This window comes from Nitratireductor aquimarinus, from assembly GCF_017255295.1.
Classification (GTDB): domain Bacteria; phylum Pseudomonadota; class Alphaproteobacteria; order Rhizobiales; family Rhizobiaceae; genus Nitratireductor; species Nitratireductor aquimarinus.
The window spans coordinates 281,585-304,543 of sequence record NZ_JAFKDE010000006.1 but is presented as its reverse complement, the minus strand read 5'-3'; the positions used below and the strand labels follow the sequence as shown (position 1 = coordinate 304,543).

23 protein-coding genes are annotated in these 22,959 nt (G+C 63.4%); 9 read left to right on the top strand and 14 right to left on the bottom strand.

Annotated elements, in window-relative coordinates; genetic code table 11:
* Window positions 1–43: 43 nt before the first annotated feature.
* On the top strand, window positions 44–529 hold the full coding sequence (locus tag JYP46_RS12490) for an NUDIX domain-containing protein (RefSeq protein WP_206544047.1): 486 nt from the start codon (window positions 44–46) through the stop codon (window positions 527–529).
* Between the two features lie 218 nt (window positions 530–747).
* On the opposite strand, the gene JYP46_RS12485 is transcribed toward JYP46_RS12490, so the two are convergent.
* Window positions 748–1,737, bottom strand: coding sequence for a glutathione S-transferase family protein (locus JYP46_RS12485; protein ID WP_206548265.1), 990 nt, complete (start codon window positions 1,735–1,737; stop codon window positions 748–750).
* A gap of 276 nt (window positions 1,738–2,013) precedes the next feature.
* On the opposite strand from JYP46_RS12485, the gene JYP46_RS12480 reads away from it, so the two are divergent.
* On the top strand, window positions 2,014–2,523 hold the full coding sequence (locus tag JYP46_RS12480) for a GNAT family N-acetyltransferase (RefSeq protein ID WP_206544045.1): 510 nt from the start codon (window positions 2,014–2,016) through the stop codon (window positions 2,521–2,523).
* Between the two features lie 161 nt (window positions 2,524–2,684).
* On the opposite strand, the gene JYP46_RS12475 is transcribed toward JYP46_RS12480, so the two are convergent.
* From JYP46_RS12475 to JYP46_RS12460, 4 genes are read right to left on the bottom strand one after another with little or no spacing between them, the layout of a single operon-like run.
* A complete protein-coding gene (locus tag JYP46_RS12475; RefSeq protein WP_206548264.1) occupies window positions 2,685–4,745 on the bottom strand; it encodes a glutamine amidotransferase in 2,061 nt (686 codons plus the stop codon).
* Window position 4,746: 1 nt separating this feature from the next.
* Entirely contained in the window at window positions 4,747–7,557 is a 2,811-nt protein-coding gene (locus JYP46_RS12470) for a DUF4159 domain-containing protein (RefSeq protein ID WP_206548263.1), read from the bottom strand.
* Window positions 7,554–8,471: a DUF58 domain-containing protein gene (locus JYP46_RS12465; protein ID WP_206548262.1), complete on the bottom strand. Its 918-nt coding sequence runs from the start codon at window positions 8,469–8,471 to the stop codon at window positions 7,554–7,556. Before JYP46_RS12465 ends, JYP46_RS12470 begins: the two co-directional genes overlap by 4 nt.
* Before the next feature lie 28 nt (window positions 8,472–8,499).
* Window positions 8,500–9,522 (bottom strand): AAA family ATPase, encoded by a 1,023-nt coding sequence (locus tag JYP46_RS12460; protein ID WP_206548261.1) that lies wholly within the window; start codon window positions 9,520–9,522, stop codon window positions 8,500–8,502.
* A 161-nt stretch (window positions 9,523–9,683) separates the two neighbouring features.
* Here JYP46_RS12460 and JYP46_RS12455 point away from each other — a divergent pair, with 161 nt between their 5' ends.
* From JYP46_RS12455 to JYP46_RS12445, 3 genes are read left to right on the top strand one after another with little or no spacing between them, the layout of a single operon-like run.
* The gene (locus tag JYP46_RS12455) at window positions 9,684–10,313 is read left to right on the top strand and encodes a DUF1285 domain-containing protein (RefSeq protein ID WP_206548306.1); all 630 of its coding nucleotides are present in this window, start codon (window positions 9,684–9,686) and stop codon (window positions 10,311–10,313) included.
* The gene (locus JYP46_RS12450) at window positions 10,310–10,948 is read left to right on the top strand and encodes a CoA pyrophosphatase (RefSeq protein WP_113155835.1); all 639 of its coding nucleotides are present in this window, start codon (window positions 10,310–10,312) and stop codon (window positions 10,946–10,948) included. Before JYP46_RS12455 ends, JYP46_RS12450 begins: the two co-directional genes overlap by 4 nt.
* The gene (locus JYP46_RS12445) at window positions 10,948–12,213 is read left to right on the top strand and encodes a CCA tRNA nucleotidyltransferase (RefSeq protein ID WP_206548260.1); all 1,266 of its coding nucleotides are present in this window, start codon (window positions 10,948–10,950) and stop codon (window positions 12,211–12,213) included. The genes JYP46_RS12450 and JYP46_RS12445 overlap by 1 nt, the downstream gene beginning before the upstream one ends.
* 56 nt (window positions 12,214–12,269) lie before the next feature.
* Here JYP46_RS12445 and JYP46_RS12440 read toward each other — a convergent pair whose 3' ends face one another.
* The 7 genes from JYP46_RS12440 to JYP46_RS12410 all read right to left on the bottom strand — a co-directional run bounded on the left by JYP46_RS12440 (window position 12,270) and on the right by JYP46_RS12410 (window position 18,546).
* Complete coding sequence (locus tag JYP46_RS12440; RefSeq protein WP_113155833.1) at window positions 12,270–12,455, bottom strand: DUF1059 domain-containing protein; 186 nt, start codon at window positions 12,453–12,455, stop codon at window positions 12,270–12,272.
* Between the two features lie 114 nt (window positions 12,456–12,569).
* Window positions 12,570–13,460 (bottom strand): LysR substrate-binding domain-containing protein, encoded by an 891-nt coding sequence (locus tag JYP46_RS12435; RefSeq protein ID WP_206548259.1) that lies wholly within the window; start codon window positions 13,458–13,460, stop codon window positions 12,570–12,572.
* A gap of 9 nt (window positions 13,461–13,469) precedes the next feature.
* The gene (locus JYP46_RS12430) at window positions 13,470–13,739 is read right to left on the bottom strand and encodes a hypothetical protein (protein WP_206548258.1); all 270 of its coding nucleotides are present in this window, start codon (window positions 13,737–13,739) and stop codon (window positions 13,470–13,472) included.
* Window positions 13,740–13,797: 58 nt separating this feature from the next.
* Window positions 13,798–15,684 carry an ABC transporter ATP-binding protein gene (locus tag JYP46_RS12425; protein WP_206548257.1) on the bottom strand — a complete coding sequence of 629 codons (1,887 nt, stop codon included), beginning with the start codon at window positions 15,682–15,684 and terminating at the stop codon, window positions 13,798–13,800.
* Window positions 15,681–17,528 carry an ABC transporter ATP-binding protein gene (locus JYP46_RS12420; protein WP_206548256.1) on the bottom strand — a complete coding sequence of 616 codons (1,848 nt, stop codon included), beginning with the start codon at window positions 17,526–17,528 and terminating at the stop codon, window positions 15,681–15,683. The genes JYP46_RS12425 and JYP46_RS12420 overlap by 4 nt, the downstream gene beginning before the upstream one ends.
* A 125-nt stretch (window positions 17,529–17,653) precedes the next feature.
* Window positions 17,654–18,199: a hypothetical protein gene (locus JYP46_RS12415; RefSeq protein ID WP_206548255.1), complete on the bottom strand. Its 546-nt coding sequence runs from the start codon at window positions 18,197–18,199 to the stop codon at window positions 17,654–17,656.
* 89 nt (window positions 18,200–18,288) lie between these two features.
* Complete coding sequence (locus JYP46_RS12410) at window positions 18,289–18,546, bottom strand: hypothetical protein (protein ID WP_206548254.1); 258 nt, start codon at window positions 18,544–18,546, stop codon at window positions 18,289–18,291.
* Window positions 18,547–18,843: 297 nt separating this feature from the next.
* Here JYP46_RS12410 and JYP46_RS12405 point away from each other — a divergent pair, with 297 nt between their 5' ends.
* Window positions 18,844–19,290: a tRNA (cytidine(34)-2'-O)-methyltransferase gene (locus JYP46_RS12405; RefSeq protein WP_206544035.1), complete on the top strand. Its 447-nt coding sequence runs from the start codon at window positions 18,844–18,846 to the stop codon at window positions 19,288–19,290.
* A 179-nt stretch (window positions 19,291–19,469) separates the two neighbouring features.
* Here the strand turns inward: JYP46_RS12405 and JYP46_RS12400 are convergent, their stop codons facing one another.
* Window positions 19,470–19,727, bottom strand: coding sequence for a hypothetical protein (locus JYP46_RS12400; protein WP_113155827.1), 258 nt, complete (start codon window positions 19,725–19,727; stop codon window positions 19,470–19,472).
* A 119-nt stretch (window positions 19,728–19,846) separates the two neighbouring features.
* Between JYP46_RS12400 and hemF the strand changes: the two genes are divergently transcribed.
* Window positions 19,847–20,761, top strand: coding sequence for an oxygen-dependent coproporphyrinogen oxidase (hemF, locus tag JYP46_RS12395; RefSeq protein ID WP_206544320.1), 915 nt, complete (start codon window positions 19,847–19,849; stop codon window positions 20,759–20,761).
* 104 nt (window positions 20,762–20,865) lie between these two features.
* Here hemF and JYP46_RS12390 read toward each other — a convergent pair whose 3' ends face one another.
* On the bottom strand, window positions 20,866–21,498 hold the full coding sequence (locus tag JYP46_RS12390; RefSeq protein ID WP_206548253.1) for a LysE family translocator: 633 nt from the start codon (window positions 21,496–21,498) through the stop codon (window positions 20,866–20,868).
* Window positions 21,499–21,593: 95 nt separating this feature from the next.
* Between JYP46_RS12390 and JYP46_RS12385 the strand changes: the two genes are divergently transcribed.
* Together JYP46_RS12385 and JYP46_RS12380 are read left to right on the top strand one after the other, a co-directional pair.
* Window positions 21,594–21,911 (top strand): DUF6665 family protein, encoded by a 318-nt coding sequence (locus JYP46_RS12385; protein ID WP_206548252.1) that lies wholly within the window; start codon window positions 21,594–21,596, stop codon window positions 21,909–21,911.
* Window positions 21,912–22,028: 117 nt separating this feature from the next.
* A complete protein-coding gene (locus JYP46_RS12380; protein ID WP_206548251.1) occupies window positions 22,029–22,784 on the top strand; it encodes a class I SAM-dependent methyltransferase in 756 nt (251 codons plus the stop codon).
* Window positions 22,785–22,959 lie beyond the last annotated feature (175 nt).

Here is a 22,959-nt window from a genome sequence, read left to right as displayed (position 1 = left end):
GGTCTGGCCGCTTCTCTGTCGAAGGCCGATCCGGGGGTAACCGATGAACGCACCCGCTTCACCGCCCCGAAAGGCGGCGCTCAGCGCCCGTCTTTTTCATTTCTGGCTGCGGTTGAGCAGGCCCATGACGCTGGGCATGCGCGGTGTGGTCTATGACGCGGAAAACCATGCGGTCTTCCTCGTGCGGCACACCTATGTGAAGGGCTGGCACTTTCCCGGTGGCGGTGTGGAGCCGGGCGAGAGCACCGAGGCGGCGCTTTCGCGCGAGCTTGTCGAGGAAGGCAATATCGAGATCCTCGAACGGCCGGTTCTGCGGTCGTTTCATTTCAACCGCATGGCCAGCAATCGTGACCATGTGGCGGTCTATCTCATCACCGGCTTTCGCCAGACGCATCCGCATGTGCCTGACCGTGAGATTGCCGAGGCGCGTTTCTTCCCGCTGGACGCGCTGCCGGATGGCACCAGCGACGGCACCCGCCGCCGCATCGCGGAAATTTTCGACAACGCACCCGTTTCCGACGAGTGGTAGTGCGGCGGGACTGGTGTTCGTCCTTCTCCCCGCATGCGGGGAGAAGGTGCCGGCAGGCGGATGAGGGGCGGGCGCTGCCACGAACAATGTTCGCGCCTTCACTTAGTGCCATGCGCTGGTCGTCACCGCAGGCACTCGCCCCTCATCCTCACCTTCTCCCCGTGAGCGGGGAGAAGGGGGCTTTGGCGTTGGCGCACGTTCCTTAGAGGATGAAAAACTCAGGCGGCCTTTGCCCATTCGCCGCGATTGTGCGGTGCGTCCAGATTGAGTTCCGGTCCGAGCGGCACCACGCCGGTCGGGTTGATGGTCTTGTGGCTGCCGTAGTAGTGGGCCTTGATGTGCAGCATGTCGACGGTCTCGGCCACGCCCGGCGCCTGATAGAGTTCGCGCAGATAGTTCGAGAGGTTCGGATAGTCGTCGATCCGGCGCAGGTTGCATTTGAAGTGACCGACATAGACCGGGTCGAACCGCACCAGCGTGGTGAACAGCCGCCAGTCGGCTTCCGTCAGCTGTGAGCCGGTGAGGTAGCGCTGGCGTGAGAGGCGGTCCTCCACCTGATCCAGCGTATCGAAGAGCGCTTTGAACGCCTCTTCATAGGCGGCCTGCGTGGTGGCGAAACCGGCCTTGTAAACACCATTGTTGATGTTGTCGTAGACAAGATCATTGGTGGCGTCGATCTCGGCGCGCAGGTCTTGCGGATAGAAATTCAGCGAGGCGTCGCCCCACTCATCGAACGCTTCGTTCAGCATGCGGATGATCTCCGCCGACTCGTTGGAGACGATGGTTTCCGTCTTCTTGTCCCACAGCACCGGCACGGTGACGCGGCCGGAATAATCCGGGTCGGCCTTGGTGTAGATCTGGTGCATGAAGTCGAAACCGTAGAGGTCGTCGCCCGTCGCACCGTCTTCCCTGAGGAAGGTCCAGCCATTTTCGCCCATGAAGTGATGGACGACCGAAACGGAGATCACGTCTTCCAGCTTCTTCAGCTTGCGGAAGATGAGCGTGCGGTGCGCCCACGGGCAGGCGAGCGATACGTAGAGGTGGTAGCGCCCGGGCTCGGCCCTGAAGCCGCGCTCGCGGCCTTCAGCCGGTGCGCCGTCCTTCGTGACGAAATCCCTGAACTGCGATTTGGACCGCTCGAAGCGGCCGCCGGTCTTGGAAGTGTCGTACCACTGATCGCGCCAGACACCGTCAACGAGCAAACCCATTCTCGAAACTCCTTTGTTCCAGCCGCATGTAGGTTATTGCCGGGGTGAACCCAACCGTTCTGGTTGTAAACACTGCGTCAACAATTTTGGTTCCGCGGTAAAGTTCCAGTGGACGAGGCAGGGAATTGCTGGTAGCGGGAAAACCATTCAGCGAGGAAAACGCACGACATGATCCTGTTTCTGGTGGAGCGACGACGAAAGGACTAAAGGCCCCTGGCATGGGGCGGGCGGGCCTATGGCCGCTTCCACCTTTCGAGACCACCGGACTAGACGATCATGGCTTCTGCCGAAATTCATTACCTGCCGGAACAGCCGGCCCACGACGCTGAAATCGAACTCATCAACGAAGAAGCCTTCGGCCCCGGCCGCTTCACCCGCGCGGCCTACAAGATCCGCGAAGGCGGCCTGCATGATCGTGCGCTCTCTTTTGTCGCCATTCATCAGGATGTGGTGATCGCCTCGGTGCGGATGACGTGGATCGCCGCCGGCGAGGGCAGGGCGCTTCTGCTCGGGCCGCTGGCGGTGCGGCCTGCCTTCAAGAGCATCGGCATCGGCCGCAAGCTGGTGCACATCGCCATTGAGGCCGCGCGTGAGGCCGGAGCGGGCGCTGTCGTGCTCGTGGGAGATGCGCCTTACTACGGGCCGCTGGGGTTTGAGAAAATCCCCTATGGCCAGATCGAGATGCCGCGCCCGGTTGATCCAAACCGGCTTCTGGCAGTGGAACTGCAGGAAGGCGCGGTCGCCTGCCTTCAGGGTGATGTCACCCACGCGGCGCTGGCGCGATAGCGCAGTCCAGAAAAACTGCGGAAAATCGCTCCGCCCCCGTGGTTCGACAGGCTCACCATGAGGGCTCGGGTGGCGCCTGTGTTCCAGGCTGATGCCCCCGCTGCACAACCACAGCCCTCATGGTGAGCCTGTCGAACCACGAGGGCGGGAAGCCGCTTCCCTCAGCGTCCCTCGCGATACCACATCGCCCCGAAGGCAAAGAGCAGGAGAGCGAGCGCCAGAAGACCGGTGAAGACGGGCACCCGGCGCACGGCCTTCAGCACGCTGTCATCCGTTGTTCTGAACCCGATCCAGTCATTGCCCGAAGCGGTGCCGGTGCGGCGGACGGGAACGATGTTGGGCAGATTGCCATCGGCAATGCGGCGCACCGAGCCACCCGTTGCATCCGCTGCCGGGGTGAGCCTCTCCAGCGTCGAAACCATGTCGCCGAATTCCGGCGCGTTAACCGGGCCGACATGGGCGAGCGTCGTCAGTTCGCCATTGGCGATGCTGTAGATGCCGATCTCGTTGGTTTCCAGACTGGTGGAGAAGCGGCCGGGGCCAGCCGGGCCAAGCTCTGCGGAAAGCAGATTGCCGGACGGCGTGGTGATTTCGGCGGGCGGTGCGCCTTCCTCCATCGTCTGGCGGGTGATTTCGAGCCGCATGCCGCGACCTGCCGCTGAAAGGCGCTCCTCTTCCAGCTCCGGTTCCTTCATCAGCCAATGGGCGATGCGCCGATAAAGCGCCACATGCGGGCCGCCGCCTTCGAACCCGCGTGCCCACAGCCAGCCCTGATCGGACAGAAACATGCCGACGCGGCCTTCGCCCTTGCGGTTGAGGATGAGAAGCGGCTGGTCGTTCGCGCCCTGCATCACCACCTGACCGTCAGGCCGGTCGATGCCGATCAGACGGAACCAGCGGCTCCATTCCGGCGGTTCGGATGCCGAGCCCTCAAGGCCGCGCGTGACCGGATGGCGTTCGCCGGTTTCGGTCAGGCGCGGGTAAAACCCCTGTTCGAGCACGTCGCCGGTTGGCAGACCCGGCAGAGCGGAGATGAGCGGGGTGCGCGCGATGGACTGGTTGCCGGCGAATTCCGGTCCGGCTGCAATCAGAAGCGCGCCGCCATTCTCCACATATTCGGCGATGTAGTCGTAATAGAGGATCGGCAGCACGTCGCGGTGCTGGTAGCGATCGAAGATGATGAGATCGAAATCGTCGATCTTCTCCACGAAGAGCTCGCGGGTGGGAAAGGCGATCAGCGACAATTCGTTGATGGGCGTCCCGTCCTGCTTTTCCGGCGGACGCAGAATGGTGAAGTGAACCAGATCCACGGAAGCGTCGGATTTCAGAAGGTTGCGCCAGGTGCGTTCGCCCGAATGCGGCTCTCCCGAAACCAGCAGAACCCGCAGGTTCTCGCGAATGCCATCGACCAGCGCGACCGCACGGTTGTTCACATCGGTCAGCTCGCCCTCAACGGGGTCGATGGCCAGTTCGATGATGTTGCGCCCGGCGCTCGGCACGTCGATCTCGAGCCGTGTTTCGCGGCCGATCAGGGCGTCTTCGATGAACAGTTCCTCGCCATTGATGATGACGCGCACTTCCACCGGTCCGCGCTGCTCGTCCGTGGTGATCACCCGGTAGGTCATCTCCAGCGGTTTGCCGACAATGCCGAAGCGCGGCGCGCGTTCGAAACGGATGCGGCGGTCCATCTCGTCTGCCTCGCCGGTGATCAGCCCATGAACCGGCGCGCCAAGGGCTGCCGCATTTTCAGGAATGTCATGCACCTGCCCGTCGGTGATCAGCACCGCCCCGCCGACGCGGGAGGGCGGCACGTCGCGCAGCGCGCCGTCCAGCGCCTCGAAGAGATGTGTCTGTGCGTTTTCCGTTGCCGAAGACGCGCGGCCCGTGCGCACCACGCGGGTTTCGAATTCCTTGAAACGCGCCAGCCGCGCTTCCAGTTCGGCAGCGGCCTGGTCGGTCATCTCGCTACGACCGTCGATGGTGGTCTGGCTCTGGCTTTCGTCCACCACCACGGCCACGATGCTCTTGAGCGGTTCGCGTTCCTCATCGAGCAGGACGGGATTTGCAAGTGCTGCACCCAGTGCGGCAAGGGCTGCAAGCCGCAGCCACGCCCCGCGCTGCCGGGTCCACAGACCGGCAAGCGCCAGAAGCGCGACGGGCGCGAGAAGGGCGGCCAGCACAGGCCAGGAGAAGAAGGGTTCGAAACTGAGCGACCAGTTCATGCTACTGCCCCAGTCGTTCAAGCAGGACCGGCACATGCACCTGGTCCGATTTGTAGTTGCCGGTGAGCATGTACATCATGATGTTCACGCCCGCGCGGTAGGCATAAAGGCGCTGCAGCGGATCGTTGGGCACGGTCGGCAGAAGCGGCTCGCCATTGGCGTCGAGCGCCCAGGCTCCGGCCAGATCGTTGCCGGTGATCATGATCGGCGTCACCCCGTCGCCCACCCGCACCGGGCGGTCGGTGCGTGAGGGGGCGTTGAACGAGGCTTCCACCCAGAGCGGGCTTCCGCGATAGCGGCCGGGAAACTCCGGCAGGATGAAGAAGGCCTTGGTCAATACGTGATCTTCCGGCACCGGTTCCAGCGGCGGAACGTTGAGGCCGGAAAGGATGTCGCGCAGGCGCTGCGTTGCTGGCGTCACCGCATCCGAGCCAAAGCCGGTGGAATACTGGTCGCGCGTGTCGAACAGCACCGTGCCGCCCGACTGCATGTAGGCGTCGATGCGGGCGATCGCTTCTTCGCCGGGCATCGGCGCGTCGGGATCGATGGGCCAGTAGATGAGCGGGTAGAAGGAGAGCTCGTCGGTTGCGATGTCGACGCCTGCCGGCTCCCCGGGTTCGAGCGCGGTCTTGGCGGCGAGGAAGGTGGAAAGCCCCTGAAGGCCTGCGCGGCTCGTGGCGTCGAGCGAGGAAAGCCCGGTCAGCACATAGGCAATGCGTGTCTGCGAGATGGCGGCGATGGCGTCGGCCTCGCCGGTGCGCTCGTCCTGCGCGCGGGCTGTATCCGGCGACATGATTGCAAGCGCCAGTCCCATGGCGAGCATGGCGGCCGCGCCCCTGGCCAGTTGCGGTTTGCGGCGCAGTCGTCCGCCAAGCCACAGAACGGCCAGCGTATCGAGCGCAAGCAGTGCGAGGGCGGCGGCAAAGAGCGGCCCCTTCAGCGGCTGCTGCTCATCGAAGCCATAGCTGATCGCGGTCATCGGGGCAGGGGCCTCCGGGCGGGTGATCGGTGTGAGTTCCGCATCGGGTGCGAGCAGATTGTGCGCCACGACGCCTTCTTCGCTGCCATAGAGACCGGGCGGGTTCTTGAGCGTGACGGCGGTTGCGCCTGCGGCAAGCGGTTCGGCATCGCCCGATGGCGGGACGAGGCGTCCGTCGGCGGAAATCATGCGGTAGGGGGCAAGCGCCCGACCGCCTTCGGCGCCCGGCTCATTGAGGGCGCCCTGATTGCGCGAGAGCTGGACGATCCGGCGCAGCATTTCAACGAAGCTGCCGGAAATCGGCAGGTTCGACCATGTGGCCTCCGGCGTGACGTGAAAGAGCACGATCTGCCCTTCGCCGCGCGCAATGCCGGTTACCAGCGGTGTGCCGTCGGCCAGATTGGCCCAGCTGCGTTCCACGATGTCGGGCGAAGGTTCGGCGAGAACCTGCCGGTTCACCGTCACGTCGCGGGGCGGGGCGAGATCGGAGAAGGGGCCATTGGGCGGGAACTCCGCCACGGGCTGCGGCTCGGTCCAGGAGAGCGCGCCACCCAGTGAGCGTTCCCCCAGCCTCAGCCGCACCGGCAGCAGGTCTTCGTCATTCTCGGCTGCGGCGAGCCTTGGGCCGGCAAAGCGCACCAGCGTGCCGCCGGCGTTGACCCAGTCGATCAGCGCCTGACGGGGTGATGCGGGAAGCGTGCCCACATCGGCCATGACGATCACGGCGGGGTTTTGCTCCAGAAGCTCCGGCAGCGCTTCCGTCAGTTCCGCGCTTGAGGGTTGCAACAGGTCGGCAAAGGGCGAGAGCGCGCGCTCGATATAGTAGAGCGGCGAAAGGAGCGGCTGCGCCTGATCCGCCTCACTCTGGGAGATCAGGCCGATCCGCCGGCGCTTGCTGTTTTCGTCGAGAACCCGAAGGGCGGCGGCCTGGTTTTCGCCCTCAAGCCCCACGGAAACGAAATCGTTGCGCAGCTCAAACGGCAGGCGCATCGCGCCCACGGCGCGGGTTTCGCCGACGCCGAACGTGATCGTGGTTTCGGCGATGCGCCGGCCCCTGTCGTCGCTCGCAAAGGCGACCGCCTGACGTGGCCCGGTGTCGCCTGCAGCGCGTGTCGCCGTCACTTCGAAGGCTTCCGCCGTGTTCTGCGCATCCGTTGCTGCGAGAAGGCCGAGCCGCTCGGGCGATGCCCAGAGAACTTCGCCCGGTGCGCTGGCGAACAGTTCGCCGAACGCCGCCTCATCGCCCGTTGCCGCGAGCCCGTCGGAGAGCACGGCAATGGCCGCACCCGGAAAGTCTTCCAGCGCGCCTGCCACCCGGCCATAGATTGCAGGCCGGTTGCCCGGCACGGGGCGGGGCTGCGCGGCGTTCAGCCGTTCAAGCGCGGTGTCGGCGTCGAAGGGGCCGATCTCCTGGTTCTGTTCTTCAGCCGTGAGCGCCAGAACGACCGGCTGTTCATTGGCGCGGGCATCTTCGATCAGGCGTGCGGCGGTGGCCACGCGTTCATCCCAGTCGGGCGCGGAAGCCCAGCCATTGTCGAGCACGATGGCGAGCGCAGCGCCGTCGCCGGCCGCCTTCTCGCGCGGGTTCAGCACGGGATCGGCAAGCGCCAGGATCACCAGCGCGGCAAGCAGCAGCCTGAGCAGCGTCAGCCACCACGGACTTTTGTGGGGCGTCTCCTCCCGCTTTGCCACGCGGGCCAGAATTCTCAGGGGCGGAAATGTTTCGGTCTGCGGGCGTGGCGGGGTGAGACGTAAGAGCCACCAGATCACCGGCAGGGCGATCAGACCCCAGAGCAGAAACGGTTGTGCGAAAGAGAGGGAAAGCCAGTTCAAAGCCCGCCCTCCATGCCGAAGCCTGCCTCAACGCTCATGGCGTTGTGGACGGTAACGAGCGCCTGTGCGGCTGGCCGGTCTGTGTGGTGCACGGTGTAGCTCCAGCCAAGCCGCTTGCACCAGCCGGCAAGTTCTTCGCGCCGCGCGAGATAAAGCCGGCGATAATCGTCGGCCAGCGTTTCGGCGCGGCCTGCCGTCAGCTTGTCGCCTGTTTCCGGGTCGGCAAACTCGGTGCGGCCGGAATAGGGGAAGCTTTCCTCCGCCGGGTCGGCAATCTCGATCAGATGGGCGCGTGCGCCACGGCCCGCCAGCTGGTCGAGCCAGGCGATGGTTTCTTCCACCGGATCGAGGAAATCACTCGCCAGCACCACATCTGAGAAGCGGCGCACCTGCAGGAGGTCTGGTCGCGCGGGAAGGCTCGGGGCATGCATGAGCTGCGTCGCCAGCCGCTCCGCGCCGTTGCGGGCGGAAAACGGGTCGGTGACACCCGGCCAGGCAATGCGTTCGCCACTGCGTGACAGGAGCTCGGCCAGCGCAAGGGTGAGGACCAGCGCGCGCGATTCCTTGGCGGTTGGCGCAAGCGAGGATTTGAAGAGCATGGACGGCGACGGGTCGGCCCAGAGCCACACCGTGTGGGCAGCCTCCCACTCGCGGTCGCGGACATAAAGATGATCGTCGCGCGCCGAACGCCGCCAGTCGATGCGCGAGATGGCCTCGCCATCCACATAGGGCCGGAACTGCCAGAAATTCTCGCCGATGCCGCGCTTGCGGCGGCCATGCCAGCCGGCGATCACATTGTTGGCCACGCGCCGGGCGTCCACCAGCAGGTCAGGCATCAGCGCGGCCCGCGCGCGAGCGCGAACCAGCGCATCGTTCGATGCAACCGGTGTGGAAACTTCGCCGATCTTTGCCATCAAGATCCTATCTGGGGCAGGCCGCCCATTAGTCGAGCGTTTTCACGAGACGCCGGATCACGTCGCGCACGGTCATGCCTTCTGCACGGGCCGCGAAAGTTAGCGCCATGCGGTGCTGGAGAACGGGTTCGGCGAGTGCGCGCACATCGTCCACCGAGGGCGCGAGCCGTCCGTCATAAAGCGCGCGGGCGCGGGCGCACAGGGTCAGCGCCTGGCTGGCGCGCGGGCCGGGGCCCCACGCCACATGGCGGTCGGTGTCGGGATTGCCAACGCCCGGCCTTGCCGTGCGCACGAGCTGCAGAATGGCGTCGACCACGCTTTCGGGCACCGGCATGCGGCGGATCAGCATCTGGATCTCCTTGAGCCGCTCGGCGGTGAGCACATTGGCGGCTTCCGCTTCGCCCACACCGGTGGTTTCCAGAAGGATGCGCCGCTCGGCTTCGAGTTCGGGATAGAGAATGTCCACCTGCATCAGAAAGCGGTCGAGCTGCGCTTCCGGCAGCGGATAGGTGCCTTCCTGCTCCAGCGGGTTCTGCGTCGCGAGCACATGGAAGGGCGCGGGCAGGTCGTGCCGGTGGCCGGCAACGGTGACGTGATATTCCTGCATCGACTGGAGAAGGGCCGACTGGGTGCGCGGGCTGGCGCGGTTGATCTCGTCGGCCATCAGAAGCTGCGAGAAGATCGGACCGGGTAGAAAACGGAAGGAGCGCTTGCCCTTCTCATCCTGTTCCATCACTTCCGAGCCCAGAATGTCGGAGGGCATGAGGTCCGGCGTGAACTGGATGCGTCGCGCATCGAGGCCGAGCACGACGCCCAGCGTTTCCACCAGCTTGGTCTTGGCCAGCCCCGGAACGCCGACGAGAAGCGCATGGCCGCCGGCCAGCAGCGCCACCAGCGTGCGCTCCACCACCGCTTCCTGGCCGAAGATCACCTGTCCGACGCCATCGCGCACCCGGGCGATGTCCGCGAGCGCACCTTCGGCCTCGGCGATCATCTCCTTGTCGCTCATGGGCTTTTCGCCGGGGACTTCGTTCTTGGAAACAATGCTCATGCCGTCTCGATCCTTGTTGAGGCCCGCGGGTACAGTGCGGGGCGGGAGGAACGGACCAGGCCGGCACGTGTCTGAAGCGATTCGTACCGTCACGTCCCTTTGGGAAATTTAAAACACTGAACAAGGCTGACAAGCGAAACAACAGTGACTATTTCGTGACCATGGACGATGAAACGACTAAGAGCACATCAAGTCTCGCTGAAGCTGGCGACGCCGTCAGTCTTGAGGCAATGATAGCGCGCGCGGCCCGCTCCGGAAAAGGCGCGCCGCCCGTCGAACGCTGGAACCCCGCCTTTTGTGGCGATCTCGACATGGAGATCAAAGCCGATGGCACCTGGTTCTACATGGGAACGCCGATTGGCCGCCCGGCGCTGGTACAGCTTTTCTCCTCCGTTCTGCGCAAGGATGAGGACGGCAAAACCTATCTCGTAACTCCGGTGGAAAAAGTCGGCATCCGCGTCGAGGATGCGCCTTTCCTCGCCGTGGAGATGGTCGTGACAGGCGCGGGCGAAGACCAGGCGCTCACTTTCCGCACCAATGTCGGCGATGTGGTCGAGGCCGGGCCAGAGCATGAACTGCGCTTCGTGGACCAGCCGGAGACCGGCGGGCTAAAACCCTATCTCCATGTGCGCGGGCGTCTCGAGGCGCTGGTGGCCCGTTCTGTCATGTATGATCTGGTGGAGGCGGGCGAGGAGATCGAGATCGACGGGCAGCTCATGTTTGCCATCCGCTCGTGCGGATCGATTTTTCCCGTGATGCCCGTCGCCGAACTGCATAGACTTTCGGAATGACCATGACGACCGCGCCCAAAAGCCTGTTCTCGGCAGAGGAGTTTCGCCGCCGCGCTGCAAGACAACAGGGGCCGGCAGGGGCGGAAGACTATGGCGATCACAGCCTGAACCCGGACCTGCGCGAAATGATCGTCCGGCCCGGCCTGCGCGATGCGGCGGTGCTCATTCCGGTTGTCGATCATGCCGATGGCGCGTCGGTCATCCTGACCCAGCGCACGCTGGCACTGCGCAACCATTCCGGCCAGATTGCCTTTCCCGGCGGCCGCATCGACCCGGAGGACGTGTCGCCCGAGGCGGCGGCGCTCCGCGAGGCGGATGAGGAAATCGGCCTTCGGCCCCGCATCGTGGATGTGGTCGGACGCATGCCCGATTACTCGACCGGCAGCGGTTATCGCATCGCGCCGGTGCTTGGTATCGTCCGTCCGGGCTTCCGGTTGCACCTCAATCCCGACGAAGTGGATGCCGCCTTTGAGGTGCCGCTTGCCTTTCTCATGGATCCCGCCAACCATCGGCGCGAAAGCCGTTTGTGGCAGGAGAAGGAACGGTTCTATTACACCATGCCATTCGGCGAGCGCTTCATCTGGGGCGTGACCGCCGGCATTATCCGCACCCTTTACGAAAGACTTTATGCTTGATGGACAAGCGACTGATTTCAGAATCGCAATGGCTGGCCGACGAAAAGCTTCAGAAACTGCTCGCAGCCCTTTCCACCGAGGGCGATGAGGCGCGCGTCGTCGGCGGCGCGGTGCGCAACACGCTGCTTGGCCAGCCTGTCACCGACATCGATATCGCCACCACCACGACGCCGGATGAGACCGTGCGCCGCGCGCGCAAGGCAGGTTTCCGCACCGCGCCGACGGGCATCGATCACGGCACCGTGACGGTGATCGCCGATGGTCACGCCTATGAGGTGACGACGCTGCGCGCCGACGTGGAAACCGATGGCCGCCGCGCCAGCGTCACCTTCGGGCGCGACTGGCAGAACGATGCCGAGCGCCGCGACTTCACGATCAACGCGCTCTATGCCCGCGCCGATGGCGACATCATCGATCTGGTCGGCGGGCTTGCGGATCTCGACAGCCGCACCCTGCGCTTCATCGGCGATGCGGACACCCGCATCACCGAGGATTATCTGCGCATTCTGCGTTTCTTTCGCTTTTTCGCCTGGTATGGCGCTGGCCGTCCGGATGCCGCCGGGCTGAAGGCCTGCACGCGTCACCGCGACGGGCTGGAGCGTCTTTCCGCCGAGCGTGTCTGGGCGGAGCTCAAGAAGCTTCTGTCCGCGCCCGATCCCTCGCGTGCGCTTCTGTGGATGCGCCAGACCGGTGTGCTGACGAAGATCCTGCCGGAATCGGAGAAATGGGGCATTGACACGATCGGCCCGCTGATGGAGGCGGAACGCACGCTTGGCTGGGAGCCGGAGCCGCTTCTGCGTCTTGCGGCGATCATCCCGCCCCATGAGCCGCGCATATCGGAACTGGGCAAGCGGCTGCGCCTTTCCAACGCGGAAAAGGCGACGCTCCTGGGCTGGGCGAGGGCGCCTGTTCCGCAGCCGGATCTCGATGAGGCCGGATTCAGAAAACTTGCCTACAGGTCTGATGAAAAAGGCCTTTTGTGGCGGCTGAAGCTTGCGCTTGTGAGCGCGCGGGCGCGCGCCGCCGAGGATGACAAGGCGCTGATGGAGGCTGCCGGCTTCACCCGTCTGATGAAGCTCGCCGCCGCATGGCAGAAGCCGGTGCTTCCGGTTGATGGCGGCGATCTGGCAAAGCTCGGGCTGGAAAAGGGGCGCGCGGTCGGTGAGGTCCTGTCGCGGCTTCAGGACGAGTGGATCGAGTCTGATTTCTCGTTGAAGCGCGACGCGCTGCTTGAGCGCGCCGCAGAGATGATTTCGACCGGATGATTTCGACCGCAGGCTGACCCTTTCGGGGCCCGCAGTCTTTCGGGGCAGGGCGCGGCTCAGGCCGCGTTCTTGGCCTGTCCGATGCGTGAGCGGATGGCTTCCACCATGCTCTCGCGGATCACCGTTTCGCCGTGGGCATCGCGCATATGTTCGGCTGCACGGCGGATCACCTCCGCTTCTTCCTCATGGCGTGTGTGCCAGTCGCAGCCTGGAACGAGCGAGCCGCAATGAAATTCCTTCATGAGACTGTCCTCCTGTTCTCGGTTGATGCGTGCCTTAAACTATAACACGGAATGCGGCGAGAGGTTGCCAGCGGAAACAAACGTGATTGAAGCCGGGCGGTGGCCGCCGTGCCGTCATATCTCCAGCATTTCCTCGATCTCGCCGCGCAGCCATGCCTTGAATTCACGCACCTTTGCCGGTTCCTGCCGGTTCTCCGAGGTGATCAGCCAATAGCTGTAGCGTGTTCTGGCCCGCTCCTGAAACGGCGCGACCAGCCGCCCGCATTGAAGCGCATCATGAGCGAGTGTGTGCCAGGCAAGCATGACGCCCTGTCCGGCGATGGCTGCATCAAGGCAGAGCGCGGCGTCGGTGAAGCTGTCGCCCTCAACGAGGTCGCGCTGGTCAAGACCAAGCGGTTTCAGCCACACATCCCATGCAATGTTCGAGTTGGCGTCGCGGATGATCGGCGCTGTGAGTATGTCTTCAGGCGTCTCGAGCGCGTCGGCCAGCGCCGGGGCGCACACCGGAAACACTTCCTGTGGCAGAAGATATTCGCTCTTCACGCCCGGCCAGTCGCCTTCGCCCACACGGATCGCCAGATCGATGTCGCTGCTGTCGGGATTGATGAGGTCGGTCGAGGCCTCCAGCCGCAGCTTGGTTTCCGGATGCGCTCTCGTATAGCGCGCCAGCCGCGGCACAAGCCATTTGGATGCGAAGACGGGCGCGACCGAGATGGTCAGGACCGAATCCGTATGGTGACGCGTCATCGCCACCGCCGCATCGAGTGTCTGGAAGCCGAGGCTTAGCCGGTCGACGAACTGCTGGCCGAGCCCGGTTGGCCGGATGCCGCGTCCCGTCCGCTCGAAGATTGCCGCGCCGAGCTGTGCCTCGGTCTTGATGATCTGCTGGCTGACGGCTCCCACCGAAACGCCGAGTTCATCGGCAGCCGCACTGAGCGAGCCGCACCGGCCCGCCGCTTCGACGGCGCGCAATCCGTTCAGGTGAACGCGTGGCAGGTGTTTCATATAGTTTTTCTAAAACAAAGCGCAGGCAATCTCCATTGAAAATAATGCCAAACGCCGGGATTTTGGCTCTCGTAGAGAAATCTCACAGATGGAGAAGGCGCCATGTTTCAGTTTTTCTGGATAATGGTTCAAACCTTCAGGGACAATCACCGGCGAGCGGTGCAGGATGCCTGGGATGATAATTGGTGGCGTGATCCGCTGGCGCATCCGGCTCTTCGCGGCATGTCGGAGCGCGAGCTGGCGGATTTGCCGCTGCGTCGCTCCAGCTTTGAAGACCATGAGGAAGAAGAGCCGATGGCCGCACCATCAGTGCAGCCACCGGCATTCGTGTCCAGGCTTACTCAGCAGCCATCCGTTCGCCCAGAAAGCCACCCGACTGGCGTTTCCACAGCTGGGCGTAAAGCCCGTCCTGTTCCACCAGCGCGTCGTGCGAGCCCTCTTCGACAACGCGGCCCCGGTCCAGCACGATGATCCTGTCGAGAGCGGCAATGGTGGAGAGCCGGTGCGCCACGGCGATAACCGTCTTGTTCTCCATCAGCCGCTCAAGATTTTCCTGAATCACCGCCTCGATTTCCGAATCCAGCGCCGATGTTGCCTCATCAAGGATGAGGATCGGCGCATTCTTCAGCATCATCCGGGCGATGGCGATGCGCTGGCGCTGGCCGCCGGAGAGCTTTACGCCCCGCTCGCCCACCACCGCGTCATAGCCGGTCCGGCCTTTCGGGTCGGTCACATCGAGGATGAACTCATGCGCCGAGGCGCGCTTGGCCGCCGCGATGATTTCCTCTTCGGTGACGTCGCCCCGCCCATAGGCGATGTTGTCGCGGATCGAGCGGTGCATCAGCATCGGCTCCTGGCTCACCACGCCGAACTGCGCGCGCAGCGAGGCCTGCGTTACCTGCGTGATGTCCTGATCATCGAGCAGGATGCGCCCGTGCTCGGCCTCGAAAAGCCGCAGCATCAGGCTGACAATGGTGGTCTTGCCGGCGCCCGAAGGGCCGACCAGCGCCACGCGCTCGCCCGGCTTGATGTGCAGGTTGAGCCCCTCGATGATGCCGCTTTCCTTGCCGTAATTGAAGGTCACGTCGTCGAAGCGGATGTCGCCTTTGGCGCGCGGCATGACCTTTGCGCCCTCGGCGTCGCGGATGGACGGTTCCACCGAAACGACGGTGGTTGAGTCCTGCACGGTCGCGTAGTTGCGGATCAGCCCGTTGATGTTGAACATCATCCAGCCCGACATCTGGTTCAGCCGGAAGACGAGGCCCATGGCCGCCGCGATCTCGCCTGTGGTGATGGCGCTGTCGAGCCAGCGCGACACCGCCAGCACGAAAATTGCCGCCATCATGAAGCCGTTGACGATGGCCACCGTCACCCGCACACGGGTGATGGCGCGCGTCAGCTTCTGCACTGCGCTCAGGAAATGCGCCATGCCCTCGCGCACATAGGAATGCTCGCGCTGGCCGCTGTCGAACAGCTTCACCGCCAGAATGTTGGTGAAGGCGTCGACCATGCGTCCGTTGAGGATCGAGCGCTGGTCCGCCGTGCGCCGGCCTGCCCGCCGCAGGGGCGGCAGCAGGAAGCGCGCGATGGCCATGTAGGTCGCGAGCCAGAGCACGATGACCACGCCCATCCACGGGTCGAGCACCGTCAGAATGGAGAGCGCCAGCACCACGAAGGTGAGGAAGCTCCACATGGTCTGCAGCACGTTGATGATGAAGTCGCCCGTGGCTTCGCCGCCCTGCAGTATCTTTGTGGCGATGCGGCCGGCGAAGTCGTTCTGGTAGAATTCATAGGGCTGTTCGATCACCCGCCGGAACGACTGCCAGCGCACACGCTGGTAGAAGGCAGGCGCGATGACCTGCTCTTCCAGCACCGTGTTGACGATGATGACCACGGCGCGGATCACCAGAAGCAGGGCCAGAAAACCGGCCAGCTTCGTCCAGTGATCGGCGATCAGCGTCGCCGGCGAGGAGGAGTCCAGCAGGTCGATCAGCCAGCCAAGCGCCCAGTAAAGCCCCGCATCGACGGCCCCCATCAGGCCGCCGGCGATCAGCAGCAGGATGAACGGCCATTTGGCCTGCCGGGCGAAGAAGAGAATGAACTCATGCGCCTTGACCGGCAGGACCGCCCGTGGCGTGTCGCCGAAGGGGTCTATGACCTCTTCGAGACTGCGCCACAGGCTGTCGGGTTGGTGGGGCTCCGTCTTTTCGCTGTCTTCCTTCATTCCGCAGCCTCGTTTGCTTCGAGATCGAGAAACCCGCCGGACTGGCGCTGCCAGAGGCTTGCATAGAGCCCGCCGGCGGCAACCAGATCGTCATGCGTGCCTTCCTCGACGATCCGGCCCTTGTCCATCACCACCAGGCGGTCCATGGCGGCAATGGTGGAGAGCCGGTGGGCGATGGCGATCACCGTCTTGCCCTGCATCAGGCGGTAGAGGTTTTCCTGGATCGCCGCTTCGACTTCGGAATCGAGTGCGGAGGTCGCCTCGTCGAGGATGAGGATCGGCGCATCCTTGAGCATGACGCGGGCAATGGCAATGCGCTGGCGCTGGCCACCTGACAGTTTGACGCCCCGTTCGCCCACATGGGCGTCAAAGCCCACGCGGCCCTTCGGGTCCGTCAGTCCGCCGATGAAGCTCATCGCCTCGGCGCGCCGGGCCGCTTCAAGCATCATCTCTTCGGTCGCGTCGGGGCGGCCATAGAGGATGTTGTCGCGTACCGAACGGTGCAGCAGGGACGTGTCCTGCGTGACCATGCCGATCGCGGCGCGCAGCGTGTCCTGCGACACGTCGGCGATGTCCTGGCCATCGATGACGATGCGCCCGCGCTCCAGATCGTAGAAGCGTAAGAGCAGGTTCACGAGCGTCGACTTGCCCGCGCCCGAACGGCCCACGAGGCCGACCTTCTCGCCGGGCTTCACGGTCAGCGACAGCTCTTCGATGACGCCGCCCTTCTTGCCGTAGTGGAAGCCGATCCCGTCGAATTCGATCTTGCCTTCCGGCACTGCAAGGGCCTTTGCGTCCGGCTTGTCATCGACAAGTCGGGGCATGGAGATCGAGCTGATGCCGTCCTGCACGGTGCCGACATTCTCGAACAGCGCCGTCAGCTCCCACATGATCCACTGCGACATGCCCCACAGGCGAAGCACGAGGCCGAGCACCACGGCCACGGCGCCGACGCTTACCGCACCGGCCACCCACAGGGTGACGGAGAGATACCCGACCACGACGAGGCACAGGGCGTTGAGCAGGTAGAGAAGGCCATAGAGACCGGTGATGTTGCGGAACTGCTCATGCACCGTGTCGAGGAAGCCGCCCATGCCCTCGCGGGCGTAAGACGCTTCGCGTCGGCCATGCGAGAAGAGTTTTACCGTCTGAATGTTGGTGTAGCTGTCGACCACGCGGCCGGTCATCACCGAGCGGGCGTCTGCCTGTCGCTGCGCGATCTTGCCGAGCCTGGGCACGTAATGGCGCATGAGCAGGATGTACCCCACCAGCCAGCCCACCAGCGGTGCTGCCAGCTTCCAGTCGGCCGAGGCCGCGAGAACCAGCATGCCGGTGAAGTACACCGTCACATAGTTCATCACGTCGGTCATCTTGATCACGCATTCGCGCACGGCAAGCGCCGTCTGCATCAGCTTGGTGGCGATGCGGCCGGCAAACTCGTCCTGATAGAAGCTCATCGACTGTTTGAGCAGATAGCGATGCACCTGCCAGCGGATGCGCATGGGATAGTTGCCCATCAGCACCTGATGCGTGACCAGGCCATAAAGGAACACCACCGCCGGCAGGGCGATGCCGACAATTGCGGCCATGCCGATCAGCTTTGCGCCTTCCTCATCCAGAAAGGTTGCGCGATCCTTCTCGGCCAGCCAGTCGACGATGTTGCCGAGGAAGGAAAACATCCAGACCTCTGCAATGGCGATGATCATCATCAGGACCGCCGAAATGGCGATATAGGGCCATGCCCCTTTGGTGAAGTGCAGGCAGAAGGCGAAGAAGGTGCGCGGCGGCTCCTGCGGTTCTTCGGCGGGGAAGGGCTCAAGTCGTCGTTCGAACCATTGATACATTGTCTTTGGCGTCTTTCATTCTCGTGCCCGCAAACGCGACGCGTCGAGTCGCGTTTGCGGTGTAAACGTCTGTTTTCGTGCTCTTTTCCGCGGGCGGCGGCTGGCGGAAAAGCAAATGCGTTCGACTAGATGTGGCCCTTGCGCGGCATGGATGCCGCAGGCCGGTTTGCGCGTTTATTGCCTGGCTCCTTCATGGAGCCGGTATTCAGGATGGGCGGAGGCGTGCCGCCGCTTTGGTCGTGCGGTTTTGTGCGCGGTGGCTGCGCCTGGGTTCCGAGAGCGGCCCTGAAGGCTCCTGAAAGAGACGTGGCAGGAGCGCTGTCATGTCCGCGCAAAAGCGCGGTGGCGGCCGGATCGGTGCCTGAAATCTTGTTATCTTGAGACGCGGTGCGTCCGTTTGGAAAGCGTGCAGTCATGATGCAAATCCCATGTGTCAACCGGAAGAAACGGTCGGCGGATTCGCTCGTGAACTGCTTTGGTAATCTTAGAAAAGCTGAAGAACGAAAGCCGCCGTCAGGCCTGGTATGGCGCCGCGATGTACGGGCGCAGACCAGCGAAGGAGGTAAGCATCTTGTTGTCCATTGCCGCCTCCAGCGGTTTTCGTTGATGGGATGCACCTTATAACCGTGTTGTTCGGGCTTGACCAGAGGATGCGTTTTCTCTGCTGCCATCTGCGGTTGTGTCGGCGCATGCGTGATCGTGCCCGCTCCGCAGGCGTGCGAAGCGGGAAATGAGGGGTGCGAAGAGGGGCAGGCGCTCTTCATCGCAACAGCCGTTTCAGTTTCGCCATCAGGCCGATACGCGCTGCCGGCGCGACCTGTCCGAGGTCGATATCCGGCAATTGGCCGCGATGCGGCCGTTGCGTCCGGTCCTCATGGATGAGGGGCGTTTTCACACCAAGGGTCAGCGCCCATGCTTCAAGCCTGCGGTCCTGCAGGGTAAGGCGTGTGGGGTCTAGTTGTGGAACGAAAAAATCGTCATTGCGGCCGTTTGGCCGCCGGGGGAAGCGGTTGTGCATCGCGAACGTCCTTGGGGAGCGGGAGGAAATCCCGACGGACTGCGATGGGTAGCTGCCTTGAAATGGTGCAGGAGCGTGCCGGACCGAGTCCGCCGTCAGGCCTTGTGGCCACCGGCGAGGAGCCAGATCATGTGATGTCGTCGCATTGTCATGCCTTTCTCCTTCGGTTCGCGTTGACAATGGCGGGCTTATACCCACAGTTGCAGCGACCCGCCACCCGTAATTACGCCTTTCGGTCGACACGTCCTCAGCTGTGTCCGGAAGGCAACACTCAGCCATGTCGAGAGACACAGCCGCATGCGTATCGCGCTTTACCAGCCAGACATTCCCGGAAACACCGGCGCCATTCTCCGTCTCGCCGCCTGCCTCGGCTTCACGGTCGATCTGATCGAGCCTGCCGGCTTTGATCTCTCCGACCGGAATCTGAAGCGCGCGGGGATGGATTATCTTGAGCGCGCCGCGCTCGCCCGCCATCCGTCCTGGGAAACGTTCGAGCTCTGGCGCAAGCGCGAGGGCCGGCGTCTTATCCTGTTCACCACCCGGGCCGAGGCGGGTTACACGGACTTTTCCTATGCCGATGGCGACATTCTTCTGTTCGGTCGGGAATCTTCCGGTGCGCCGGAAGCCGTCCACGCCGCCGCCGATGCGCGGCTGACCATTCCCATGAAAGAGGGCGCGCGCAGCCTCAACCTTGCGATGACGGCGGCGATGGCCGCCGGCGAGGCGCTCAGGCAGTTGCGATAGGTCATCATCCTGGGGCGTTTCACGCTGCATCGGGCTCTTTCCTTGGCTTCGAAAGAGCTGCCTACAGGTTCAAGCCGACTTTAAGTCAACAGCCGCGAGGCGCGCATATGTTGTTCAGAAACGCAGTCTGAAACAGGCCGTCACGTATATCTGAAATCTTGGATGGAAGAGGCGGGAGGTCAGTCGGCGCTTGGTAATCGGCGCATCGTGAACTCGATCATGTCGCCGGGGCGTTCACACCAGCTTTCGATCTCTGTCCAGTAAGCCTGCTTGGGCCAGCGCTCCAGCCATTCGCGCGCTTTGTCGCGGGCCTGCGCGCGCGGCAGTGCAAAACTCTCCCGTAGAAATCCGTCGCGTGGCAGACGACCCGTCCTTGCGCGATGTTTGTCGAGGCTGCGTTTCAGCCCTTCCAGGGGTGGTTTTGCGGGCACACGCACGAAAGAACTCCTTGACCCGATTGATAAGAAGCTTAGGCAACGCTGTTGAAAAATGCGAGTCATTTGTGGGGCTGTCCGTTTCCTGCGGCGTTGCGTAGGATCGGGCGAAAGGAATGATGATGGAAAGACCAGAACTCCCTACCGGATTGCCGGACGATATCGAAGAAAAAAAAGCGGCCGCGCGCGCCTGGTTCGAGGAACTGCGCGACAAGCTGTGTTCAGCCTTCGAAAATCTTGAAGATGAGCTGACCGGGCCTTTGTCCACGCGCACGCCGGGCCGCTTCGAGCGTACGCCCTGGGAGCGCGACGGCGGTGAAGGCGGCGGGGGCGTCATGTCGATGATGCATGGCCGCGTTTTCGAGAAGGTCGGTATTCATGTCTCGACGGTTCATGGCGAGTTCTCTCCCGAGTTCCGCAAGCAGATACCGGGCGCGGAGCAGGATCCCCGCTTCTGGGCCTCCGGCATTTCGCTGATCGCCCATCCCCAGAACCCCCATGTGCCGGCCGTTCACATGAACACCCGCATGGTGGTGACCACCAGCCAGTGGTTTGGCGGCGGTGCAGATCTGACCCCGGTGCTTGACCGTCGTCGTTCGCAGGAGGACCCCGACACCGTGGCCTTTCACAAGGCCATGCGGTTCGTGTGTGAACGTCATGCCGGGATTGTCGACTACGAGAAATACAAGGCCTGGTGCGACGAGTATTTCTACCTGCCGCATCGCAAGGAGCCACGCGGCGTGGGCGGCATCTTCTATGACTGGCTCAAAACGCCGGACGAGAAGGGCGGCTGGCAGGCCGACTTTGATTTCACCCGCGATGTGGGGCGCGCCTTTGCCGTCGCCTATCCGCATCTGGTGCGCAAGAACTTCAACACCAACTGGACCGAGGCCGACCGCGAAGAGCAGCTCGTGCGCCGGGGCCGTTATGTCGAGTTCAACCTGCTTTATGACCGCGGCACGATCTTCGGACTGAAGACCGGCGGCAATGTGAACTCCATCCTGTCCAGCATGCCGCCAGAGGTGAAGTGGCCCTAGCCGCAGCTGGCCGCTCAGTCATGCGATGCGGGCTGGCCTGATCTTTCGCTAAGAATGTATGGGCGGGCCGGGTTTCCTGACGGGAGCCGGCCTGCCCGTTTTCTTCAGGGGCGCATGGTGGCGAGTTTCAGCCCGAACCCGACGAACACCGTTCCGGTCACGGCTTTCAGCCAGCGCTGCATGCTGGCGCTGCCGCCAAGCGACTTCATGCTCGAGAACAGGAGCACGAGCGCCGAGAACCAGAGCACGTTCAGCAGCGAATGGATCGCCACCAGCGCAAACGCCCAGGACGTTGCATCCGCGCTTGCCGGAATGAACTGCGGAAACGCAGCGAGATAGAACATTGAAACCTTGGGGTTCAGCGCGTTGGTCAGGAACCCTTCGAGCCCCGCCTTGGCGAGCGTGCGCCGCCTCTTGGCCGGTGTGATGGAGTGCGGCGCTGCAAGACCGCGCCATGCCTGCCACAGGGCCTTGACCCCGATATAGCAGAGATAGGCCGCGCCCAGCATTTTTACGATGAAGAAGAGCTGGGCTGACTGCACCAGAATGATCGATATGCCCAGAATGGAAAGAAGGCCGTGCACATAGAACGCGGCGAAGAAGCCCGCGACATTGGCAAAGCCCGCCGCCTTGCCGGAAGTCGGCACGGTTTTGGCGATCAGCACCCCGTTGGGGCCGGGTGACACGACGAGAAGCGCTGCGACGAGAGTGAAGGTTCCAAGCTCAAGCAGTGTCATCAAGGTCACCTTGTCGGTTCATGCGGGACTGGGTGTGATGCTATATAGAAGGCAGTCTTTCGTTTTGTCCATCAACGGTGGAGCCGCGCTGCCCCATGCTGAAGATGCCCAGTTCCATCACCGGCCTCGTGTCTCACCCCTTGAGTGGCGACACGGTTTTGCAGCACGAGATTGCCGCAGAGCAGGCGTCGTCTCTGGGGCATGCAGGCCGGCGGGTCGAGAAGGCGCTGGCGCGGCTTGCCGAAGCGGATGAAAGCGATGTGGAAGCGCGCGACCGCCTGCTTCACGCCGCTGCTGATGCGGTCCATGGCTATTTCATTCAGCGCGAGCTGTGCGGAATGCGCAGGCATGACGATGTCATCAAGGACATGGCCATCCCGGGCAGGGTTCTGGCCCGATTGGGCGCAACCTGACAACCAGGCCGCATCCGCCTCTGGTCTGGCGAATCCCGCATTCTGGCCCGCTTGCCGTTGCCGCGTTGCGATGGCAGTCCCGGTTTGCAAACAGATGCAGGCAGAAGAGATTGCACGATGGAAAACCGGTACGGTACGCTGGCCTCCTGGGTCTATCACCTCGACAAGCCCATAGGCCGCTCCTTCGGCGATATCGGGTTTTATCGTGATCGTCTGGCAGGCTGCAGCGGTCCCGTCCTTGAGCCTGCGGCTGGCAATGGCCGGGTGCTGATTCCGCTTCTTGAAGCTGGCTTCGATATTCGTGGTTTCGACGCGTCGGACGAGATGGTCGCCCATTGCCGGGCGGAGTGCGCGAAGAGGGGGCTGTCGGCGCCGGTCGATATCCAGCGCTTCGAGACGTTCTCCTACCCTGAGCGATTTGAGGCCATCATCATTCCCGCCGGCTCTTTCCAGCTTGTCACGGAGCCGGAGGCAGCGCTTGGCGTCCTTCGGCGATTCCATGACGCTCTTTGTCCGGGCGGACGCCTGCTGCTTGATCTCGATCCGCTGGCCTCACTCGCCGATACGTCCCGCACCGCGCGTCACTGGCGCGACGGGGACAGTCTTCTGACACTGTCAGAGCAGCGTGTGGAAACCTGCTTCCAGCGCCAGACCATGCTTTCCCACCTGCGTTACGAGCAGTGGCGCGATGATGTTCTTGTGGCGAGTGAGCTGCAGCTCTTCCATCTGCGTCTATGGGGCGTTCTGGAGATGGAACTCGCCCTGAAAGCCGCGGGTTTCAAGGAAATTCGCGTCCATGGCGACTATTGCGCCGATGAGAAGCCGGGGCCTGAGGCAGTCAGCTTCACCTTCGAGGCGGTCGCCGGCGCGTGATCTGGACGGCAGGTGTCAGGATGGTGGGAGGCGCGTTCGTTGAAAAATAAGAGTTTTTCACTCATCTTTATTCGCTGTGTTTTACCCGCGACAATCTGCCATCTAAAGCCGCCCCCGTCTGGACAAGTTCCTGCGTGGCGCATAGAAACCATCGAAAAATGCCGGGGGTAGAACC

What these genes read in the sequence shown, in the direction of transcription:
- JYP46_RS12490 (WP_206544047.1), top strand. Translation starts at nt 44, where the DNA reads ATGAACGCACCCGCTTCACCGCCCCGAAAGGCGGCGCTCAGCGCCCGT.
- JYP46_RS12485 (WP_206548265.1), bottom strand. Translation starts at nt 1,737, where the DNA reads ATGGGTTTGCTCGTTGACGGTGTCTGGCGCGATCAGTGGTACGACACT.
- JYP46_RS12480 (WP_206544045.1), top strand. Translation starts at nt 2,014, where the DNA reads ATGGCTTCTGCCGAAATTCATTACCTGCCGGAACAGCCGGCCCACGAC.
- JYP46_RS12475 (WP_206548264.1), bottom strand. Translation starts at nt 4,745, where the DNA reads ATGAACTGGTCGCTCAGTTTCGAACCCTTCTTCTCCTGGCCTGTGCTG.
- JYP46_RS12465 (WP_206548262.1), bottom strand. Translation starts at nt 8,471, where the DNA reads ATGGCAAAGATCGGCGAAGTTTCCACACCGGTTGCATCGAACGATGCG.
- JYP46_RS12460 (WP_206548261.1), bottom strand. Translation starts at nt 9,522, where the DNA reads ATGAGCATTGTTTCCAAGAACGAAGTCCCCGGCGAAAAGCCCATGAGC.
- JYP46_RS12455 (WP_206548306.1), top strand. Translation starts at nt 9,684, where the DNA reads ATGGACGATGAAACGACTAAGAGCACATCAAGTCTCGCTGAAGCTGGC.
- JYP46_RS12450 (WP_113155835.1), top strand. Translation starts at nt 10,310, where the DNA reads ATGACCATGACGACCGCGCCCAAAAGCCTGTTCTCGGCAGAGGAGTTT.
- JYP46_RS12445 (WP_206548260.1), top strand. Translation starts at nt 10,948, where the DNA reads ATGGACAAGCGACTGATTTCAGAATCGCAATGGCTGGCCGACGAAAAG.
- JYP46_RS12440 (WP_113155833.1), bottom strand. Translation starts at nt 12,455, where the DNA reads ATGAAGGAATTTCATTGCGGCTCGCTCGTTCCAGGCTGCGACTGGCAC.
- JYP46_RS12435 (WP_206548259.1), bottom strand. Translation starts at nt 13,460, where the DNA reads ATGAAACACCTGCCACGCGTTCACCTGAACGGATTGCGCGCCGTCGAA.
- JYP46_RS12430 (WP_206548258.1), bottom strand. Translation starts at nt 13,739, where the DNA reads ATGGTCTTCAAAGCTGGAGCGACGCAGCGGCAAATCCGCCAGCTCGCG.
- JYP46_RS12425 (WP_206548257.1), bottom strand. Translation starts at nt 15,684, where the DNA reads ATGAAGGAAGACAGCGAAAAGACGGAGCCCCACCAACCCGACAGCCTG.
- JYP46_RS12420 (WP_206548256.1), bottom strand. Translation starts at nt 17,528, where the DNA reads ATGTATCAATGGTTCGAACGACGACTTGAGCCCTTCCCCGCCGAAGAA.
- JYP46_RS12415 (WP_206548255.1), bottom strand. Translation starts at nt 18,199, where the DNA reads ATGGCAGCAGAGAAAACGCATCCTCTGGTCAAGCCCGAACAACACGGT.
- JYP46_RS12410 (WP_206548254.1), bottom strand. Translation starts at nt 18,546, where the DNA reads ATGCACAACCGCTTCCCCCGGCGGCCAAACGGCCGCAATGACGATTTT.
- JYP46_RS12405 (WP_206544035.1), top strand. Translation starts at nt 18,844, where the DNA reads ATGCGTATCGCGCTTTACCAGCCAGACATTCCCGGAAACACCGGCGCC.
- hemF (WP_206544320.1), top strand. Translation starts at nt 19,847, where the DNA reads ATGGAAAGACCAGAACTCCCTACCGGATTGCCGGACGATATCGAAGAA.
- JYP46_RS12390 (WP_206548253.1), bottom strand. Translation starts at nt 21,498, where the DNA reads ATGACACTGCTTGAGCTTGGAACCTTCACTCTCGTCGCAGCGCTTCTC.
- JYP46_RS12385 (WP_206548252.1), top strand. Translation starts at nt 21,594, where the DNA reads ATGCTGAAGATGCCCAGTTCCATCACCGGCCTCGTGTCTCACCCCTTG.
- JYP46_RS12380 (WP_206548251.1), top strand. Translation starts at nt 22,029, where the DNA reads ATGGAAAACCGGTACGGTACGCTGGCCTCCTGGGTCTATCACCTCGAC.